The following is a 15,371-nucleotide window of genomic DNA, read 5'->3' as shown; positions in this document are numbered from 1 at the left end:
ATCAGACCGCGACGGCGTAGCGCGTCGGATCGGCGAGCCCGGCGTCGACGAAGCCCTTGTGGCGCAGGCGGCAGCTGTCGCACTGGCCGCAGTGCAGTCCCTCCGGCGTCGGGTCGTAGCACGACCAGCTCATCCCGGCGTCCATGCCGAGCCGCGCCGCCTCTGCCGCGATGTCGGCCTTGGTCATGTGCTGAAGCGGGGCGTGGATCTTGAAATCGACGCCCTTGTCGCCGTCGCGCGTCGCGAGCCGCGCCAGCGCCTCGAACCCGGCGATGAATTCGGGGCGGCAGTCGGGATAGCCCGAATAGTCGAGCGCATTGACCCCGATCGCGATGTCCTGCGCAAGCCGTGCTTCGGCAAGGCCCAGCGTCAGCGACAGAAAAATCAGGTTGCGCGCGGGAACGTAGGTGACCGGAATATCGTCTTGCGACACCCCTTCCTTGGGCACCGCGATATCGTCGGTCAGCGCCGAACCGCCGAAGCGCCGCAAATCGAGCGGCAGGACGATATGCTCGGCGGCGCCGACCGCGGCGGCGATCCGCGCCGCGGATTCGAGCTCGACGCGGTGGCGCTGGTTGTAATCGACCGTCAGCGCGACGATCCGCGCGCCCGCTTCGCGCGCCAGACCGGCGCATACCATCGAGTCGAGCCCGCCCGAAAGCAGGACGATCATCGTCTTTCCGTGCATCATCTGCATAGGCGCCCGATACGCCCCGGCGGCGGCGCGTGCAAGGGCGTGTGCTGCGGCGCAACAAAGAAATGGGTCGCAGGGCAAAGTGCCATACGACCCAGTTTGGCATAATGCCGTTAGGGAGAAGAACACACATCGGTGCGTCGTGCCGCCCTTATGCAGCATGAATGGTTAATTCGGCGTTACCGTTTGAGCCGTCAGCCGCAGGGGCCGACGCGGCGCGCCTCGATCGCCTGCGAGAAGGGCTTGCCGCCTGCGATCCCTTGCGTGTCGATCTGCACGAGGCGGTTGGTTTCGGCACGGATGGTCGTGCGGCCGTGCCCAGCGCCGGGGCAGGTATAGTGAACGGTCACCGAGTCCGGACGGTCCTCGATCACATAGCGCGAGCATTCGCCGCGCGGATGATGGATCTGGATCATCTTGCGCGCATCACCCAGGCACATCGTCTGGAGCGGCTTTTGCTGACCGCGCTCGGTCAATTCCCACCGGCCCTTTTCGAGCCGGTCGAGCATCGCAAGCGACGGCGCCTGCGCCGGTGCCGCGACCGAGCCGGCGCCGATCAGCGCTCCGAGGGCGAAAATGTAACGCGATTTGGGAGAGACGATCGCCATATCCACCTGTCCAACGACGCCATTCGGCAAGAATGCGACCCCTGCACGGCGGCCGAGATAACAACGCCCTCGTGACATTTCAACCGCTTGGCGACGATATGCCTCGCTTCGTCGATGCGCGGCCGGGGCCGGCGGGTCAGGAGGCGGCCGAAATCTCGTCGAGCGGAACCGGGAAGATGCGCGAACAGAAGGCACAGTCGATCCGGATCACCCCCGCCTCGTCGGCCATGTCGCGCCGCTCGGCTTCGGGAAATTTGGCGAGCACGCCGGCGAAATAGCCGGTGCTGCACCGGCAACCGCGCGATATGGCGGCACCGGGCTCGATGCGCACCTCTTCCTCGTGAAACAGGCGCCAGGCGAGCGTTTCGAGCGAGGTCGCGGGGTCGGTGAGTTCGTCGCCCTTCAGCGTTTCGGCGATCGTCCGCGCATGTTCCCACTCGGGATGGTCGTGCCGGACATGGAGACGGTCTCGGCCGACCTCGCCCTCGGGCAGATGCTGGAGCAGCAGTCCGCCGGCGACGCATCCCGCCTCGGCATCGTGGCGCGACGACAGCTTGATCAGGCTGGGGATTTGTTCGGACTGTTCGAAATAATGTTCGGCGGCATCGCCGATCGACGTTCCTTCGAGCGGCACGATCCCCTGATAACGCTCGCCGGTCGCGGCCTGGTCGAAGGTGATCGCCAGAAAGCCTTCGCCGAAGAGCGCGAACAGCGTCGGATCGCTGCCGACCTCGGCCAGCCGTTCGGCGTCGAACTTCAGATAGCCGCGCAGTTCGCCGTCCTTATAGTCGCAGACGAGCAATTCGACCGGACCGCCGCCGGTCTGCGCCTGCAAGGTCAGCTGGCTTCCCGCATCCTTGAGCGTCGAGCCGAGCAGGACGGTCAGCACCAGCGCTTCGGCGAGCAGCTTTTCGGCGGCGGGCGGGTAGCTGTGCGCCGTCATGATCGTGTTGAGCACCGGGCAAAGCCGCACCAACCGCCCGCGAACATGGCGGTCGCTTATCGTGAAGGCAAGCGGTTGGTCGAACCAGGTTTCGGTCGTTTCGCTCACAGCTTTTCAAGCGCCCACAAAAGCACCGATTTTTGCGCATGGACGCGGTTCTCGGCCTCATCCCAGACGCGCGACTGCTTGCCGTCGATCACCGCATCGACGACTTCCTCGCCGCGGTGCGCGGGCAGGCAGTGGAGGAAGAGCGCATCGTCTTTCGCTTCGCCCATCAGCCGTTCGTCGACCTGAAAGGGCGCCATCGCGGCGAGCTTGTTGTGCGCATGATCCTGCCCCATCGACACCCAGGTGTCGGTGACGACGACGTCCGCGCCCGCAACGGCCTCGCGCGCGTCGCGCACGAGGTCGACGCGCGCACCCCTGGCCCGCGCCGCCTCGACGAAGGACGCGTCGGGTTCATAGCCCTGCGGCACGCCGGCGCGGATGTTGAAGCCGAACAGGCCCGCCGCCTCGATCAGCGAGGCTAGGACATTGTTGCCGTCGCCGAGCCACGCCAGCTCGAGCCCCGGGAGCGCCTTGCCATGCTCGACCAAAGTCAGCAGGTCGGCGGCGATCTGGCACGGATGCGACAGGTCGGTCAGCCCGTTGATGACCGGCACGCTCGAATAGGCGGCGAGTTCCTCGATCTTCGCATGATCGTCGGTGCGGATCATGATCGCATCGACATAGCGCGACAGGACGCGCGCGGTGTCGGCGATCGTTTCACCGCGGCCGAGTTGCATCGAGCCCGCCTCCATGACGATCGCGCTGCCGCCGAGCTGGCGCATCGCCATGTCGAACGACACGCGGGTGCGCGTCGAACTTTTCTCGAAGATCATCGCCAGCACATGATCGGCGAGCGGGGCGTCGGCATCGGCCCGCCCCTTTGGCCAACCGGCGCGCGCCGCCTTGCGGTCGATCGCATCGGACAGCATCGCCGCCACCGCATCGGCGCCGGCGTCCGACAGGTTCAGGAAGTGCCGCATCAGCTTTCCGGCGGCGTATAGCTCGCCGCGCCCGCCGACAATTTCTCGATGCACTCGTCGATATGGCTTTGCTCGATGTTGAGCGGCGGCAGGATGCGCACGACATTGTCGCCCGCCGCGACGGTCAGCAGCCCGTGATTGTCGCGCAGATGCGCGACGAAGGGGCGGCTTTCCGACGTCATCTTGATCCCGAGCATCAATCCCATGCCGCGCACGCTGTCGAACAGCCCGTCATGGTTGGGGATCAGCTGCTCGAGCGCCCCGCGCAGCCGCTCGCCGGTCGCCTTGACCTGGTCGAGAAACCCGTCCTCGAGGATCACGTCGAACACCGCCTGCCCCGCCGCCATCGCGAGCGGGTTGCCGCCATAGGTCGAGCCATGGGTGCCGATCACCATGCCGCGCGCCGCCTTTTCGGTCGCGAGGCACGCGCCGAGCGGGAAGCCGCCGCCGATGCCCTTCGCACTCGCCATGATGTCGGGCGCGATGCCATATTGTTCATAGGCATAGAGGGTGCCGGTGCGCGCGACGCCGCACTGGACCTCGTCGAAGATCAGCATCAGGTCGCGTTCGTTGCAGATGTCGCGCAGCGCCTGAAGGAAGGGCTGCGAGGCCGGGCGGATGCCGCCCTCGCCCTGGATCGGCTCGACGAGGAAACCGGCGGTATTGTCGTCGACGAGGTCGAGCGCCGCGTTGAGGTCGTCGAACGGCGCATAGGCAAAGCCCGGCAGCAGCGGCTCGAACCCCTTGCGCAGCTTTTCCTGATTGGTCGCAGAGATCGTGCCGAGCGTGCGCCCATGGAACGCATTGTTGAAGGTGATCAGAACATGCTTTTCGGCATTGCCCGCGCTCGAATGATAGGCGCGCGCGGTCTTGATCGCGCACTCGACCGCCTCGGCGCCCGAATTGGTGAAGAAGACGGTATCGGCGAACGTATGCTCGACGAGCCGTGCGGCAAAGGCCTCGCCCTGCGGACTGCCGTAGAGGTTCGACACATGCATCAGCGTCGCCGCCTGCTCCTGAATCGCCTGCGTCAGATGCGGATGGCCGTGGCCGAGCAGATTGACCGCGATGCCGCTTGCAAAGTCCAGATAACGCTCGCCGCGCTCGCCGATCAGATAGGCCCCCTCGCCGCGGACCGGACGCACCGCGCACCGGGGATAAACGGGCATCAGCGGCGTGATCGACATGGCTTGCACCTTTCGTGAGCAGACAAAGCAAAAAGGCGACCCCATGCGGGCCGCCCTCGGTCGGGCCGCTCCTATACTGCCGCAGCCGGAGCCGCGTCAACACGGGGCTCGGAACCACCGAATATGATGAAACCGGGGGCATCGCATCGGTCGTCACAGCGCTTTCGCCGCCTCCATCGCCAGCGCCAGCGAATGTTTGCGCGCGGCGTGATCGTACATGGAAGAGGCCACAATCACCTCGTCGACGCCGGTCCGCTCGACGAAGGCCTTCAGCCCCGCCGCGACATCGTCGACGGTTCCGGTCGCCGAACATTGCAGCACATGGTCGAGAATGGCCCGCGCGTTCGGCGGCAGGCTGTCCTTATAGCCCGCGAGCGGCGGCTTCATCCGCCCCGGATTGCCGGTGCGCAGCGCAACGAAGGCCTGCTGCTGCGAACTGGCGAGCAGTTCGGCCTCCTCGCGCGTGTCGGCGGCGAAGACGTTGAACGCCGCGGCGGCATAGGGTTCGGAAAGCTGCTCCGACGGTTTGAACTGGCGGCGATAGACGTCGAGCGCCTCGTCGAGCGCGTCGGGCGCGAAATGGCTGGCAAAGGCATAGGGCAGCCCGAGCGCCGCGGCGAGCTGCGCACCGAACAGACTCGACCCCAGGATCCACAGCGGCACCCTGCTCCCCTCGCCCGGCACCGCGCGGATGCCGAGGCGTTCGTCGCCGGCGAGAAACGCCTGCAATTCTACCACATCCTGCGGGAATTGCCGCTCGTCGCTCGCGAGCGTGCGACGCAGCGCGTGCGCGACGCGCTGGTCCGATCCGGGCGCACGGCCGAGCCCCAGATCGACACGCCCCGGAAACAACGCCTCGAGCGTTCCAAATTGCTCGGCGATCACCATCGGCGCGTGGTTGGGCAGCATGATCCCGCCCGCGCCGATGCGCATCGTCGCGGTGGCGTGGCCAATATGCGCGAGCACCACCGCGGTCGCCGCACTTGCAATACCCGCCATGCCGTGATGCTCGGCGACCCAATAGCGATGGTAGCCGAGCGCCTCGGCATGGCGAGCGAGATCCGCGGCGTTGGCGAGCGACCGGGCGATCGTGCCGGTGTCGGTGACGGGCACGAGGTCGAGGAAGGAAAGTTTCGGCATGCAACCGATATGCGGTCGGCGGGGCGGCGGTTCAAGCCGTAAAGCCCCTCCTCTTCAGAGGAGGGGGGGTGTCGGGTCGGTCGGTCCCCCGGACCGACCTGAACAGTCCGGGGGACTGTTCACCCGACGCCGGTGGTGGCACGCGACAGCGCGCAAGAGATCAGGCACCACCCCGCTGCGACTAACGCGCAAAGCGCGTAAGTCTCGCTGCCCCTCCTCTGAAGAGGAGGGGTTTGCTATCTAAGCCCGCTCGTCCTTCGGCGAGTCCATCAGCACATAGGTGGTGATCGAATGGACCTGCGGCAGCACGCCGAGCACTTCGGTGTGAAAATGCTTGTAAGTCGCCAGATTCTCCGTTTCGACGCGCAGCAGATATTCGATCGTGCCGGTGATGTTGTGGCACTCGCGCACCTCGGGCGCCTCGGCCATCGCCGCTTCGAACCCTGCCTGCGAGGCCTTGGTGTGCGACGACAGGCCGACGGTGACATAGGCGATGAAGGTCAGCCCCAGCTTCGCGGGATCGAGCACCGCGCGATACCCTTTGATCGCCCCGCAGCGTTCGAGTTCCTGCACCCGGCGCAGGCAGGCCGAGGGCGACAGGCCGACGCGGTCGGCGAGCTCGATATTGGATATGCGACCGTCGCGGGTCAGTTCGCGCAATATCTTGCGGTCTATGGCGTCCATCTTGCTCATGGATTGCAAATTCTAGCCGATTAGAAGACATCTTTGCAATCCACGGCGCGCCTTTCCTGATTATATTGCGCCGCATGAATCAAACCGCTCTTCTCGCCCTTTCGGCTTTCGCCTTCGTCTCGTCGATCACGCCGGGGCCGAACAATATGATGCTGATGGCATCGGGCGCCAATTTCGGGCTGCGCCGCACTGTTCCGCACGCGCTGGGCGTCGGGCTCGGCTTCATGCTGATGATCGTGCTGGTCGGCGTGGGGCTGATGGGGCTGTTCGACCTCTTCCCGGCGCTGGGGACGATATTGAAAGTGGTGAGCGTCGTCTATCTCCTGTGGCTCGCGTGGAAGATCGCGAACGCCGCGGCGCCCGACACCGGCAGCGGCGCGCGCGGCAAGCCGATGAGCTTCGTGCAGGCGATGCTGTTCCAATGGGTCAATCCCAAGGCCTGGACGATGGCGCTGAGCGCGATCGCGCTCTATGCGCCCGATCGCAACCTTGCCGCCGTGACGCTCGTCGCGCTCGTTTTCGGGGTGATCAACCTTCCCTCGTGCAGCACCTGGGCGGTGATGGGAACGGCGCTGCGCGGCTGGCTGTCGAGCCCGGCGCGGCTGCGCGCGTTCAACTGGACGATGGCAGCGCTGCTCGTCGGATCGCTCGCGCTGCTCCTCTGATTGCAAGGTTGCGCCTTGCAACCTATGGACGGGCGCTCCCCTCCCCCTCGCGACCGGAGAAGACTGCCCATGAAAAGCCGCCGCCTCGGCCAGAGCGCCATCCATGTGTCCGACATCTGCATGGGAACGATGACCTTCGGCAGCCAGGCCGACGAAGCGACCGCCTTTCGCGTCCTCGACCGCTGCCTCGACGCCGGGATCAATTTCTTCGACACCGCCGAAGGCTATCCGGTGCCGCCCGACGTCAAATGGGTCGGGCGCACCGAAGAGATCGTCGGCCGCTGGCTGAAGACCCGGAACCGCGACGCGATCATCCTCGCGACCAAAGTGTCGGGGCCGAGCCACGTCTGGTTCAAGTCGCCGTGCCGTGGCGGGATGACCGCGCTCGACCGCCATCACATCCGCAAGGCGATCGAGGACAGCCTGACGCGGCTCCAGACCGATTATGTCGATCTCTACCAGACGCACTGGCCCGACCATGACGCGCCATATGACGAGATGATGGACGCGCTCGACGAGCTGGTGCGCGAAGGAAAGGTGCGCATCCTCGGCTGCTCGAACGAGTCGAGCTGGGGGCTGATGAAGGCGCTCGCGGCGTCGGAGAAGCTGGGCATTTCGCGCTATCATACGATCCAGAATAATTTCAGCCTCAACAACCGCCGTTTCGAAGACGAGCTGGCGCAGGTGTGCCGGCAGGAAGGCGTCAGCCTGATCCCCTATTCGCCGCTCGCCGGCGGCGTGCTGTCGGGCAAATATCAGGGCGGCGCCAAGCCCGAAGGCGCACGCTTCTCGCGCTATCTCCAGATGGAGGGCCGGCAGGCCGCGATGGGCCGCCGCTTCGTCAACGACAAGACGCTGGCGGCGACCGAACGCTATCTGAAAATCGCCGAGGAAGCCGGGCTGCACCCCGTCACCATGGCGACCGCCTGGTCGAAACAGCATGATTTCGTCGCCTCGACGATCGTCGGGGTCAGCGCCTACGAGCAGCTCGATCCGATCCTCGACGCGATGGAACTGGTGCTTAGCGAAGAGGTGATGAAGGCGCTCGATCGGGTCGGCAAGGACATCCTCTACCCGATGGGGTGATGTTGCTGCGCCCGGTCTAAAGCGTCGTCTTGAACAGCGCGAGCATCCGGCTCCAGCCTTTTTCCGCGGCTTCCTCATTATAGGCGCGGCCGTCGGGCGGGCACCAGCCGTGGAGCGCGCCCTTGTAGACCTCGACCTCGTGCCATTCGGGGCGCGGATCGAGCACGGCCTTCAGCCTTTCCTTGGATTCGGGGTCCTGCTGGTCGTCATTGTCGGCGATCGCGAACAGATAGCCCGCCTTGGTGCCGGGGATCAGCAGGTGCGGGCTGTCGGCGGCGTCGGTCGCAACGCGCGCGCCGTGGAAGCTCGCCGCCGCGGCGATGCGGTCGGGCGCCAAGGCCGCGGTCCAGATGACCATCGGCCCGCCCATGCAATAGCCGACGGTGCCGGTCTTGCGGGCGGTATCGACCTCCTTTTGCGCGTCGAGGAAAGCGAGATGCGCCTTGGCGTCGGTCTGGACAGCGCTTTTGTCGAGCTTTTGCAGATAGCCGAACAGCGTGTCGCGGACGCCCGGATCGTCGAAATCATGCCCCGAATAGACCACCGGCGCCTTCGCCCAGCGATAGAAGGGATTCACGCACAGCACCGCATAGCCGTCGCCTGCGAGCCGGTCGGCCATCTGACGGAAAGCGGGGCGCAGGCCGCGAATATCGGGCCACATCAGCACGCCGGGATGTGTGCCCTCGCTCGGAGCGACGAAATAGGCGTCGACGGTGCCGTCGTCGGTCGTAATGCCGACGTCGCGCCCTTTCACCGCGCCCGCCGCGCACGCCGCCGCGGGGAGCATCGAGGCGACCGCTCCCGCCCCGACGAGCGCGCCGAACGCGCGGCGCCGCACCGGCAATCCGGCGCGGTCGAGATCGGCTTCGGTGATTTCGTCGCACATTGTTTTTCTCCTTCGGGCTGCATTACGAAAGGCGCGGAAAACAGCGCAACTTTACTCGCAATTCGCATCAGCGGCCAAGGCTGCACGCCGCTCCAGCCAGCCTTGGTCTCCAGAGGCAGGCTAACCGACCAATGGCTTGCAGGACAGCGGTTTTTCGGGTCTGCGTGGCCCTGCCGCCGCCGAACGTCAGGCGGTCACCGCGATCTCGTCGAAAGCGTGCGCGACATGATGCACGCCGACCTCGCGCAGCATCGCGCCATGCGCGGCACGGTCGAGGATATGCCCCGCGCCGCAAAAGCCGACCACCGTCATGCCCGCCGCAAGCGCGGCCCGCGCACCGGTCGGCGAATCCTCGATCGCGAGGCACGCGGCAGGATCGACCCCCAGCCCCTTGGCAGCGGTCAGATAGATGTCGGGGTGCGGCTTGCCGCGCGCCCAACCGTCGGCGCTATAGACATGCGCGCCGAAATGATGCGCGAGCCCGAAGCGCCCCAGCGCCCAGCCGATATATTCGGCGCGGCTGGACGAGGCGATGGCGCGCGGCATAGCATCCAGTTCATCGAGAAATGCGGCGGCGCCTGGAACCGCGTCGAACCCCTCCATGAATCGCGCCCGCGCCCGCTCGCGATGCGTTTCGCGGAAATCGGCGGGCAGCGGCCGCCCGAAGCGCGCCTCGATCCGCCGCGCCGTCTCCTGCCAATTATGCCCGTAATAGTCGCGCAGACAGTCCTCATAGGTCGCGGGCATCCCGATCGCGGTCAGGCTTTCGGAGAGCGACCGGTTCGCGCGCACCTCGCTGTCGGCGATCACGCCGTCGAAATCGAAGATGATGGCGGCAAAGGACATGGCGTCAGGGCATGACCTCGGCATCGCGCGCATAATCCCACGGCCCCTCGCCCGACCAGCCGCGTCCGTCGGGAAAGACCAGCCTGATCCCGCTGAGCTGCGCGGGGCCGAACAGGCGCATATTGACGCCCATCAGGTCGACCTCGCCGCCCATCCGCTCTATCAACCCCTCGGTCGCCGACCAGTGCGTCGAGCAGCCGCAGGTCGCGCAGAAATGCAGGTCCGAATTGGGGCTGGCGCGATCGGCGCGGTTATAGGTCCGCGTCGCCCCCTCGATCACGACATCGCGCGGCGAATAATAGGCCCACAGGATGCCGTGCGAAAAGCAGAGCGAGCAATTGCACTCGGCGACCTCTTCGGGCGCCTTGGCAAGGCGGATCGAGACGGCGCCGCAGTGGCAGGAGGCTTCCCAGCTCATTCGACCGTCACCGACTTCGCCAGATTGCGCGGCTGGTCGACATCGGTGCCCTTTGCCACCGCGACATGATAGGCGAGCAGCTGCACCGGCACGGCATAGACAAGCGGCGCGATCAGCGGGTGAACCCTGGGCATTTCGATCGTCGCCATGCAGCCCTCGCCGGCTTCGGCGATGCCGTCGGCGTCGCTGATCAGCACGACCTTGCCGCCGCGCGCCATCACTTCCTGCATATTGCTGACGGTCTTTTCGAAGAGCGGGCCCGACGGCGCGAGAACGATCACCGGCACTGCCTCGTCGATCAAGGCGATCGGGCCGTGCTTCATTTCGCCCGACGCATAGCCTTCGGCGTGGATATAGCTGATTTCCTTGAGTTTGAGTGCGCCCTCTAGCGCGAGCGGATAATCGGGTCCGCGCCCGAGGTAGAGCACGTCACGCGCGGGGGCGACGAGGTGCGCCATAGCGGCGATATCCTCGTCATGGCCGAGCGCGGCGTTGAGCGCAGCGGGCGCCTCGATCAGGTGCTTGACGATCTCGCGCTCTTCATCGGCCGACAGCTTGCCCTTCTTGAGCGCCAGATGCGCGGCGAGCGCGGCGAGCACCGCGAGCTGGCAGGTGAAGGCCTTGGTCGAGGCGACGCCGATCTCCGGCCCCGCGTGCGTCGGGAGCAGCAGATCGGCCTCGCGCGCCATGCTGCTCGTCGGCACGTTGACGACGACCGCGATCGTCTGCCCCGCCGCCTTGCAGTGCCGCAGCGCCGCGAGCGTGTCGGCGGTCTCGCCCGACTGCGAGATGAAGAGCGCGAGTCCGCCGGGTTGCAGTACGGGGTCGCGATAGCGGAACTCCGACGCGACGTCGATGTCGACCGGCACGCGCGCGAATTGCTCGAACCAATATTTGGCGACCATCCCGGCATAGAAGCTGGTGCCGCAGGCGACGATGGTGATGCGGTCGATCTTGCTGAGGTCAAAATCCATCTGCGGCAGCGCGACCGTTTGTTCGAGCGGGCGGATGTAGGAGGAGAGCGTCTGCGCGACCACCGTCGGCTGCTCGAAAATCTCCTTTTGCATGAAGTGGCGGTAATTGCCCTTCTCGACCGCCGCCGCAGTGACGCCCGACGTCGTAACTTCGCGTGTCACCGGATTGTTTTCGCTATCGAAAATCTGCGCGCCTTCGCGGCCGATGATGACCCAGTCGCCCTCTTCGAGATAGGAGATCCGCTGGGTGAGCGGCGCGAGCGCGAGCGCGTCGGAGCCGAGATAGGTTTCCCCTTCGCCATAGCCGACGACGAGCGGCGAGCCGAGCCGCGCACCGATCAAGAGGTCGGGGTGGCTGCGAAAGGCGATCGCGAGCGCGAAGGCGCCGCGCAGTTGCGGCAGCACCGCCTTCACGGCATCGGCGGGGGAATGGCCCGCTTCGACCTGTTCGGAAACGAGATGCGCGACGACCTCGGTATCGGTCTCGCTCTCGAATTTGCGGCCGCGACCGGCCAGCGCCTCGCGCAGCGGCTTGAAATTCTCGATGATGCCATTGTGGACAAGCGCGACCTCGCCGGTCGCGTGGGGGTGCGCGTTGCTCGTCGTCGGCGCGCCGTGCGTTGCCCAGCGCGTGTGCGCGATACCGACATTGCCGGGGGCCGGGTTGACGCCAAGTTCCCTGACCAGATTGGCGAGCTTGCCCTCGGCGCGGCGGCGGATCAGCTCGCCGCCCTCCACCGTGCAGACACCTGCGGAATCATAGCCGCGATATTCCATGCGCCTGAGCCCGTCGACGAGCCGGTCCGCCACCGCTTCCTTGCCGATGATTCCGATGATTCCGCACATGGTTGGAGGGCTTTCTTGTCAGATTGTGTAAGGAATGCGGATGCCCGGCATGTTCGCCGGAAAATCCTTGCTATTGCGGGTAATCAATATCGCGCCGTTCACCTGCGCGGTCGCCAGAACATAGGCGTCGAGCAGCTTCATTCGCGTGCGATGGCGGATGTCGGCAGCGGCCGAAGCGATCCGCGCGTCGATCTCGACGATTTCAAAGGGCGCGAGCAGTTGCTGCACCGCATCGCGGCCCTCGAGCGACTCGCCCGCCAATATTTCGGTCCACACGATGCGGCTGATGCGATGTCGCTTGTAGCGCGACAGTTCGGCGCTCGCCTGCGGCCGGTCTTTCAACCAGTCGATCAGAATATTAGTATCGAAAAAGGGATCGGACACGGGCGCTCAATCGAATGAATCGCGGTCTTCGCGAAGCGCGCGCTGATAATCGACCGCGTCGCCGATGTCGGCCCGGTCCTTCCAATAGCCCGCGCCGCGCGCGATCCAGTCGGTGCTGCCGCTATTCTGAACGAGGTAGAGCCGCACGGCCTCGCGAATGGCGGCCGCGCGTGACCGGTTGGTCCGCGCCGCGAGCGCGTCCAGCTTTTGCACGTCTTCGTCGGGGATTTCGGTCAAGATGCGAGTCATGATATATAGATATCATATCATGATATCATTGCAAGCATCGCGGTGACATTCATTCTGCGCGCTGGAAATTCCTGTCGACGAACATCTGCGCAAAGGCCACCGGATTGGGCGCCTCGCCGCGTGCCTCCTCGAACCGCGCCTTGCCGTCGAGCCAGATGCGCTCGACCTGCGCGCCGAGCCCGTCGGGAAATTTCATCTGTTCGGCGACGATGTCCTGCCACGCGCCCTCGCCGCCGAAGGTCTGGCGCAGTTGCGGCTCCATCGCCTCGACCGTCGCCTGCCAGTCGGCGTCGAGGTGGCCGATCGCATCGAGCACCCAGGCGTCGATCAGAATCAGGAAAGGTTTGCCGTCGTAGCGGTCGCTCATAATCGTGTCTCCCGATGCAAGGGGCACTCCAAAGCGAAGACTCAAGCCGGCCGTTCACCCTGCAACATCCCGAAAATCGGCGAATCGCGCACCCCGACATGGGTCGGCCATTCGCCGCGAAGCCGCCCTTCGCGCCGGAAACCCAGCCGCTCGAGCAGTGCGATCGACCCCGCATTGCCGGGACCGGTATTGGCGAAGATACGCCTTGTGCGGGCAGGTTCAAACCCGAAGTCGAGACTTTTCCCGGCAGCCGCTCGCCCGCGCGGCTATTTCTCCGCCTTTTTCTTGCGCATCGCGTCGTGGAAGCGATCGGCCCAGCCCGGCTTGACGAGCTGTTCGCCGCGCACGAGGCGCAGCTCGCCATCGGCGACGTCGCGCGTCACCGCGCTGCCCGCGCCGACGATCGCGTCGCGCCCGATCTTCACCGGCGCGACGAGCGCGCTGTTCGATCCGATGAAGGCATTTTCGCCGATCTCGGTGCGATATTTGAAATAGCCGTCATAATTGCAGGTGATCGTGCCCGCGCCGATATTGGCGTTCGCGCCGACCGTGACGTCGCCGAGATAGGTCAGATGGTTCGCCTTGGCGCCCTTGCCGAGCTCGGCCTTCTTGGTTTCGACGAAATTGCCGATCTTCGCCTTTTCGCCGAGCACCGTGCCGGGACGCAGCCGCGCGAAGGGGCCGACCTCGCACCCCGCCGCGATCGTCGCGCCCTCGATGTGGCTGTACGCCTTGACGATGACATTGTCGGCGATCGTCACGCCGGGGCCGAACACGACATTGGGCTCGATCGTAACGTCGCGGCCCAGCTCGGTATCCCAGGAAAACCACACGGTTTCGGGCGCGCGCAGCGATGCGCCCTCCGCCATCGCCTCCTCGCGCTTGAACCTCTGCCACTGCGCCTCGGCGGCGGCGAGTTCGGCGCGGCTGTTGATGCCGGCGACATCGGCCGGGTCGGCCCTCGCTACCGCACAATGCCGCCCGTCGGCGTTGGCGATATTGACGATGTCGACGAGATAATATTCCTTCGCGGCATTGTCGTCGGTGACGCGCGCGAGCAGCGCGAACAGATCGCGCGCCTTCGCCGCCATCAGCCCCGAATTGCACAGCCGCACCGCGCGCTCGGCCTCGGTCGCGTCCTTGTGTTCGACCATCTTCACGACGCGGTCACCGTCGGTGATGACACGCCCATATTGCAGCGGATCGGCGGGCTCGAAAGCGAGGACGACGACCGCGGGCGCGTCGGGCGCGTTGAGGCGGTCGACCATCGCGCGCATCGTCGCAGGCGGCACGAAAGGAACGTCGCCATAGAGGATCAGCACGTCGCCATCGAAACCCGCCAGCGCCGCCTCGGCCTGTTGCACCGCATGGCCGGTGCCGAGTTGCGGCTCCTGCACCGCGAGCGCGGCGCTCCCGTTCAGCGCGGCTTCGATCTGGTCCGCCTTGTCGCCGACGACGACCACCTTTTTCGCGGGGTTCAGTTCGTCGACGCTCGCCATCAGGTGCAGCAGCATCGGGCGGCCCGCGATCGGGTGCAGCACCTTGTGCAGATCGGACTTCATGCGGGTGCCCTTGCCCGCGGCGAGGATGACGGCGGCGATCGCGTTGCTCATGCGCGCTGCCATGCCAGCAAATCCTTGCGGATTCCAGAGCATCGCGGCATGTCGCCCGCGATGCACGATTTTCCCTTCGCCATCGTCGGCTTCGACCTCGACGGCACGCTCGTCGACAGCGTGGGCGACATCGCCGCCGCGCTCAACCATGCGCTCGCCGTCGCCGGGCGCGACCCGCTCGATGTCGAGGCGGTGCGGCCGATGATCGGGCTCGGCACCGCGCATCTGCTCGAACAGGGGCTGACGGCGACGGGCGGCATACCCGACGATTCAGGACATCTTTATCGCGAGCTGATCGCCTATTACGAAACGCATGTTGCCGAGCGGACGCGGCTGTTCCCGGGCGCGGTCGAGGCACTCGACCGGCTGGCGGCGCTCGGGGTGAAGACCGCGGTGGTGACCAACAAGCTCGAGCGGCTCGCGCGCGACTTGCTGGATGCGCTGGGGATCGCGGGCCGCATGGCGGCGATCGTCGGCGGCGACACGCTCGGCCCCGGCAAGGCGAAGCCGTCGCCCGCGCCGGTTCGCGCAATGATCGCCGCGTGCGGGGGCGGACGCACCGCCTTCGTCGGCGACAGCATCCATGACGTCATGGCGGCACGAGGTGCCGGTGCAACGAGCGTTGCGGTCGATTTCGGCCAGCTTCACCATCCGGTCGGCGATCTGGGCGCCGACCATGTAATCGGCGATTATGCCGAGTTGGTGCCTTTGCTCGCCAGGCTTTGAAGTAAGGTATGTGCTCCC

Annotated in this window: 18 protein-coding genes; 3 read left to right on the top strand and 15 right to left on the bottom strand. The window is 65.9% G+C overall.

Going from position 1 to position 15,371, the window contains the following annotated elements; all coding sequences use genetic code 11:
- Position 1: 1 nt before the first annotated feature.
- The 7 genes from queC to CHB69_RS03315 form a co-directional block, all read right to left on the bottom strand.
- Positions 2-697, bottom strand: a complete 696-nt coding sequence (gene queC / locus CHB69_RS03345) for a 7-cyano-7-deazaguanine synthase QueC (protein ID WP_089214509.1) — start codon at positions 695-697, stop codon at positions 2-4.
- A 191-nt stretch (positions 698-888) separates the two neighbouring features.
- Entirely contained in the window at positions 889-1,302 is a 414-nt protein-coding gene (locus CHB69_RS03340; protein WP_089214508.1) for a DUF3617 domain-containing protein, read from the bottom strand.
- A 136-nt stretch (positions 1,303-1,438) separates the two neighbouring features.
- On the bottom strand, positions 1,439-2,353 hold the full coding sequence (gene hslO, locus CHB69_RS03335; RefSeq protein ID WP_089214507.1) for an Hsp33 family molecular chaperone HslO: 915 nt from the start codon (positions 2,351-2,353) through the stop codon (positions 1,439-1,441).
- Entirely contained in the window at positions 2,350-3,276 is a 927-nt protein-coding gene (argF, locus tag CHB69_RS03330) for an ornithine carbamoyltransferase (RefSeq protein ID WP_089214782.1), read from the bottom strand. The genes hslO and argF overlap by 4 nt, the downstream gene beginning before the upstream one ends.
- The gene (locus CHB69_RS03325) at positions 3,273-4,460 is read right to left on the bottom strand and encodes an aspartate aminotransferase family protein (protein ID WP_089214506.1); all 1,188 of its coding nucleotides are present in this window, start codon (positions 4,458-4,460) and stop codon (positions 3,273-3,275) included. The genes argF and CHB69_RS03325 overlap by 4 nt, the downstream gene beginning before the upstream one ends.
- 153 nt (positions 4,461-4,613) lie before the next feature.
- The gene (locus CHB69_RS03320) at positions 4,614-5,600 is read right to left on the bottom strand and encodes an LLM class flavin-dependent oxidoreductase (protein WP_089214505.1); all 987 of its coding nucleotides are present in this window, start codon (positions 5,598-5,600) and stop codon (positions 4,614-4,616) included.
- Positions 5,601-5,840: 240 nt separating this feature from the next.
- Complete coding sequence (locus CHB69_RS03315) at positions 5,841-6,293, bottom strand: Lrp/AsnC family transcriptional regulator (RefSeq protein ID WP_170935416.1); 453 nt, start codon at positions 6,291-6,293, stop codon at positions 5,841-5,843.
- A 74-nt stretch (positions 6,294-6,367) separates the two neighbouring features.
- Between CHB69_RS03315 and CHB69_RS03310 the strand changes: the two genes are divergently transcribed.
- Positions 6,368-6,958, top strand: coding sequence for a LysE family translocator (locus tag CHB69_RS03310; protein WP_089214504.1), 591 nt, complete (start codon positions 6,368-6,370; stop codon positions 6,956-6,958).
- 69 nt (positions 6,959-7,027) lie between these two features.
- The gene (locus CHB69_RS03305) at positions 7,028-8,044 is read left to right on the top strand and encodes an aldo/keto reductase (protein WP_089214503.1); all 1,017 of its coding nucleotides are present in this window, start codon (positions 7,028-7,030) and stop codon (positions 8,042-8,044) included.
- Between the two features lie 16 nt (positions 8,045-8,060).
- Here the strand turns inward: CHB69_RS03305 and CHB69_RS03300 are convergent, their stop codons facing one another.
- From CHB69_RS03300 to glmU, 8 genes are all read right to left on the bottom strand, one after another.
- On the bottom strand, positions 8,061-8,930 hold the full coding sequence (locus tag CHB69_RS03300) for a dienelactone hydrolase family protein (protein WP_089214502.1): 870 nt from the start codon (positions 8,928-8,930) through the stop codon (positions 8,061-8,063).
- A gap of 186 nt (positions 8,931-9,116) precedes the next feature.
- A complete protein-coding gene (locus CHB69_RS03295; RefSeq protein ID WP_170935415.1) occupies positions 9,117-9,776 on the bottom strand; it encodes an HAD family hydrolase in 660 nt (219 codons plus the stop codon).
- A gap of 4 nt (positions 9,777-9,780) precedes the next feature.
- Complete coding sequence (locus CHB69_RS03290; RefSeq protein WP_212541882.1) at positions 9,781-10,194, bottom strand: GFA family protein; 414 nt, start codon at positions 10,192-10,194, stop codon at positions 9,781-9,783.
- Positions 10,191-12,014, bottom strand: a complete 1,824-nt coding sequence (glmS, locus tag CHB69_RS03285) for a glutamine--fructose-6-phosphate transaminase (isomerizing) (protein ID WP_089214500.1) — start codon at positions 12,012-12,014, stop codon at positions 10,191-10,193. Before glmS ends, CHB69_RS03290 begins: the two co-directional genes overlap by 4 nt.
- Before the next feature lie 18 nt (positions 12,015-12,032).
- Positions 12,033-12,398, bottom strand: a complete 366-nt coding sequence (locus CHB69_RS03280; protein ID WP_089214499.1) for a type II toxin-antitoxin system VapC family toxin — start codon at positions 12,396-12,398, stop codon at positions 12,033-12,035.
- A 6-nt stretch (positions 12,399-12,404) separates the two neighbouring features.
- Positions 12,405-12,647, bottom strand: a complete 243-nt coding sequence (locus CHB69_RS03275; protein ID WP_089214498.1) for a CopG family ribbon-helix-helix protein — start codon at positions 12,645-12,647, stop codon at positions 12,405-12,407.
- Between the two features lie 49 nt (positions 12,648-12,696).
- The gene (locus CHB69_RS03270; RefSeq protein WP_089214497.1) at positions 12,697-13,014 is read right to left on the bottom strand and encodes a hypothetical protein; all 318 of its coding nucleotides are present in this window, start codon (positions 13,012-13,014) and stop codon (positions 12,697-12,699) included.
- 266 nt (positions 13,015-13,280) lie between these two features.
- The gene (glmU, locus tag CHB69_RS03260; protein WP_089214496.1) at positions 13,281-14,639 is read right to left on the bottom strand and encodes a bifunctional UDP-N-acetylglucosamine diphosphorylase/glucosamine-1-phosphate N-acetyltransferase GlmU; all 1,359 of its coding nucleotides are present in this window, start codon (positions 14,637-14,639) and stop codon (positions 13,281-13,283) included.
- Between the two features lie 48 nt (positions 14,640-14,687).
- Here glmU and CHB69_RS03255 point away from each other — a divergent pair, with 48 nt between their 5' ends.
- On the top strand, positions 14,688-15,353 hold the full coding sequence (locus CHB69_RS03255) for an HAD-IA family hydrolase (RefSeq protein WP_089214780.1): 666 nt from the start codon (positions 14,688-14,690) through the stop codon (positions 15,351-15,353).
- The last annotated feature ends 18 nt before the right edge of the window (positions 15,354-15,371 follow it).

Source organism: Sphingopyxis indica, assembly GCF_900188185.1.
Lineage (GTDB): Bacteria > Pseudomonadota > Alphaproteobacteria > Sphingomonadales > Sphingomonadaceae > Sphingopyxis > Sphingopyxis indica.
The sequence above is the reverse complement of the archived record's forward strand: the minus strand, read 5'-3'. Positions and strand labels throughout refer to the sequence as shown.

Excerpts from the sequence above, each read along its gene's own strand:
- CHB69_RS03270 (WP_089214497.1), bottom strand. The coding sequence starts at position 13,014 with ATGAGCGACCGCTACGACGGCAAACCTTTCCTGATTCTGATCGACGCC.
- glmS (WP_089214500.1), bottom strand. The coding sequence starts at position 12,014 with ATGTGCGGAATCATCGGAATCATCGGCAAGGAAGCGGTGGCGGACCGG.
- CHB69_RS03340 (WP_089214508.1), bottom strand. The coding sequence starts at position 1,302 with ATGGCGATCGTCTCTCCCAAATCGCGTTACATTTTCGCCCTCGGAGCG.
- CHB69_RS03325 (WP_089214506.1), bottom strand. The coding sequence starts at position 4,460 with ATGTCGATCACGCCGCTGATGCCCGTTTATCCCCGGTGCGCGGTGCGT.
- CHB69_RS03305 (WP_089214503.1), top strand. The coding sequence starts at position 7,028 with ATGAAAAGCCGCCGCCTCGGCCAGAGCGCCATCCATGTGTCCGACATC.
- CHB69_RS03315 (WP_170935416.1), bottom strand. The coding sequence starts at position 6,293 with ATGAGCAAGATGGACGCCATAGACCGCAAGATATTGCGCGAACTGACC.
- queC (WP_089214509.1), bottom strand. The coding sequence starts at position 697 with ATGCAGATGATGCACGGAAAGACGATGATCGTCCTGCTTTCGGGCGGG.
- CHB69_RS03295 (WP_170935415.1), bottom strand. The coding sequence starts at position 9,776 with ATGTCCTTTGCCGCCATCATCTTCGATTTCGACGGCGTGATCGCCGAC.
- CHB69_RS03255 (WP_089214780.1), top strand. The coding sequence starts at position 14,688 with ATGCACGATTTTCCCTTCGCCATCGTCGGCTTCGACCTCGACGGCACG.
- CHB69_RS03320 (WP_089214505.1), bottom strand. The coding sequence starts at position 5,600 with ATGCCGAAACTTTCCTTCCTCGACCTCGTGCCCGTCACCGACACCGGC.
- CHB69_RS03275 (WP_089214498.1), bottom strand. The coding sequence starts at position 12,647 with ATGACTCGCATCTTGACCGAAATCCCCGACGAAGACGTGCAAAAGCTG.
- CHB69_RS03310 (WP_089214504.1), top strand. The coding sequence starts at position 6,368 with ATGAATCAAACCGCTCTTCTCGCCCTTTCGGCTTTCGCCTTCGTCTCG.
- CHB69_RS03290 (WP_212541882.1), bottom strand. The coding sequence starts at position 10,194 with ATGAGCTGGGAAGCCTCCTGCCACTGCGGCGCCGTCTCGATCCGCCTT.
- CHB69_RS03300 (WP_089214502.1), bottom strand. The coding sequence starts at position 8,930 with ATGTGCGACGAAATCACCGAAGCCGATCTCGACCGCGCCGGATTGCCG.
- glmU (WP_089214496.1), bottom strand. The coding sequence starts at position 14,639 with ATGGCAGCGCGCATGAGCAACGCGATCGCCGCCGTCATCCTCGCCGCG.